Here is a 2,866-nt window from a genome sequence, read left to right on the forward strand (position 1 = left end):
AACAAAAAAAGGGAGGATAAACATTAGTGAAAGGTTAGCTATACGGGTTGGGCATAACTAACCTAATTATTACTCTAATAACCTGGTTACAGCACCATGGCTGCAATCCAGCCAAAGATTAATAGTGGAATATTAAAATGAATAAAGGTCGGCACTACAGAATCCCATATATGATCGTGTTGACCATCGGCATTCAAACCAGATGTTGGCCCTAAGGTCGAATCGGAAGCAGGGGATCCGGCATCACCTAATGCACCTGCCGTACCCACTAAGGCCGCGGTTGCCATCACCGAAAAACCCAGCTCTAAACATAAAGGCACAAACAGCGTCGCTATAATTGGTACTGTGGAAAAGGAGCTGCCAATACCCATAGTTATAAACAAGCCGACCAATAATATCACCGCAGCGGCAACCGGTTTATTGCCCGCAAAAAGTTCTGCGCCACTATTTACTAAACTTGCTACGTGGCCAGTGGCTTGCATTACCGCGGCAAAACCTTGGGCTGAAATCATAATAAAGCCAATCATGGCCATCATTGCCACGCCTTTACTAAACACATCGCCATTGTCTTCCCATTTTACAACACCAAACACACTAAAAATCATTACGCCCACTAAGCCGCCCAATATCATAGAGCCACTGGCGTTTTGCGCAATTAACGAAGCCAGTACCGCAAATAACCCGACTATCATTACTTTTTTCGGGTTTTCCACGGTAATTTCTTTACTCTCAGTGGTTAATGTTTGTGTTTGGTAATCGCGACGTTTTCTATAGCTAAAAAATATCGCTATGATTAACCCCGTTAGCATGCCTAAAGCTGGAATGATCATGGCCATCGGTACTTGTACATTAATAATGTCGAGGCCGTTATCGACTAAGTTTTTATGTAAAATAGAATATAGATAGATACCGCCAAACCCATACGGTAGTACCATGTATGACGTGGCTAAACCAAACGTTAAAATACAGGCAACAGCACGGCGATCTAGTCTAAGCTTGTTAAATATTACTAGTAATGGCGGGATCAAAATTGGGATAAAAGCGATATGCACCGGCACTAAGTTTTGCGAAGAAATGGCACACAGCATGATTATAAATAAAATAAAATAGCTAACCAGTGTTTCATTGCCACTTTTTTGTGCATTCACTTTAGCTAATAATTTTGCTGCCAATATTCGGGTTAATCCCGATTTAGAAATAGCCACTGCAAACGCACCCAGCATGGCATAACTTAAGGCAATTTCTGCACCCGCCGATAACCCAGAGTTAAAAGCATCAATACTTTCTTTTAAACCTAAGCCGGCAATTAAGCCAGCAACTAAAGCACTTAGTGTCATTGCAACAATAACATTTACGCGGACTAAGGTGAGCCCAAGCATTAACATAACGCCTATAATTACCGCATTCATAAATTTCTCTGTTTTTTAGATTTAATTAATTTTATCAGATCTTTAGCCTGACTTTTACGATCTTTGTTAAATGGTTTATTTTCGTAGCGTACTTGATTAAATAGCAAACTAAACTGGTGCAATTGTTGTTCAGCTTCCGGTATTTCACGGGCGAAAAAATGTAACTGTTGTACTGGGGTGAGGGGGTGAGCAGGAAACAGCTGTAGTTTATTTGCCCATTTCACAATTTGCCGATACTCTTTTACCATGGGTGCTAACTGCTTAGCCGGTCTAGCCCAGGTTAAATAAATAAAATACGCGCTTAAACTCAGCACTAACACAATTAAAACCACAAGTGGGACTAGCCAGGTATTTTGATTTCCAAATAACGTTTTCAAAAAATCACTTTGCTTTTGCTTATCAAAACCAAGTACCCAACTTGACCATTGATAGTCGAGATTTTCCAGTTGTAACCTGAGCCAGTTAATTGCTGCAACATCACTGAGACTGAGTAAGCCAAAACCCAGATTATGCTTAAACTCAGCATTGAGTTGGTCGTTTTCAGACAGGGAGCCAGTTAACCGTTCGGGTGCGACAACAGCGGTGGCGTCAAACACTTGCCAACCTTGCGATGGTAAATACACTTCTACCCATGCATGGGCATCGTATTGGCGCACGGATAAAGTATTACTTTTGCTATTGAATTCTCCCCCCAAATAGCCACTTACAACACGTGCCGGTATTCCCGCACGCCGAAACATATAGGCAGCGGCACTGGCATAGTGACCACAAAACCCCCGTTGTTGCTCAAACATAAACTGATCAAGTGTGTCATCACCTGTCATAGGCTGAGGAGTTAGCGTGTAGCTAAATTTTTTCACTGCAAAGTGGTCAAGTAAGGCGGTATAAAATTGCTTATCACTGCTTACTTGGCGCTTTAATTTATCGGCAAGCGCATTGGTTTTCGTATTATTAGCATTGTTGAGTTGTGTGTAATGTGATGCTTGCCAAGCCGTTAACTCTGGTTCAGTCACTAAAAAACTTGTTGCTACGTACTGAATACTTTTGGCTGAATTTGCGGTTTTACGTAATACCCCTAAAGCTGAATTTTCTACGCCATCACTGTTACTGGTGGCGTAATGCAGTCCGTACAACCAGGGCTGAGCAGCCGGCTCTGATATTATCGAATATTGCGCTTGAATTTGATTGTTTTCGGCTTTAAACCTGGTTGTTGTGTTATTTTGCTTTAAGTAGTTTGAGGTAAGCCAGGCATTGCCATTAAAGTCATCATGAATGATGGCGCGCCAATATAATGGGGATTGCGGCGCGCTAGTATTAAATTGGGCTCTAAAAACAAGTTCATCGGAATTTGATAACTTGGCAATATCGAAAGGATCGACCTGCTCAGACAGCCCAGTTTTTGCATGTTTAGGCCCAGGTAATTGCCAAAAAGCGGGCATTTTCGGTAAAAACAACAG

2 protein-coding genes are annotated in these 2,866 nt (G+C 41.8%); both read right to left on the minus strand.

The window, feature by feature from the left end; all coding sequences use genetic code 11:
* Positions 1–86: 86 nt before the first annotated feature.
* Entirely contained in the window at positions 87–1,409 is a 1,323-nt protein-coding gene (locus ABYB02_RS16290; RefSeq protein ID WP_372763426.1) for a Na+/H+ antiporter family protein, read from the minus strand.
* The coding region (locus ABYB02_RS16295) for a transglutaminaseTgpA domain-containing protein (protein WP_372763427.1) at positions 1,406–2,866 on the minus strand (1,461 nt) is incomplete at its 5' end. The genes ABYB02_RS16290 and ABYB02_RS16295, both read right to left, overlap by 4 nt.

This window comes from Pseudoalteromonas sp. (assembly GCF_041613455.1).
Taxonomy (GTDB): Bacteria; Pseudomonadota; Gammaproteobacteria; order Enterobacterales; family Alteromonadaceae; genus Pseudoalteromonas.

Bases quoted from the DNA above. Each gene is read 5' to 3' on its own strand.
- ABYB02_RS16290 (WP_372763426.1), bottom strand. From the start codon at position 1,409: ATGAATGCGGTAATTATAGGCGTTATGTTAATGCTTGGGCTCACCTTA.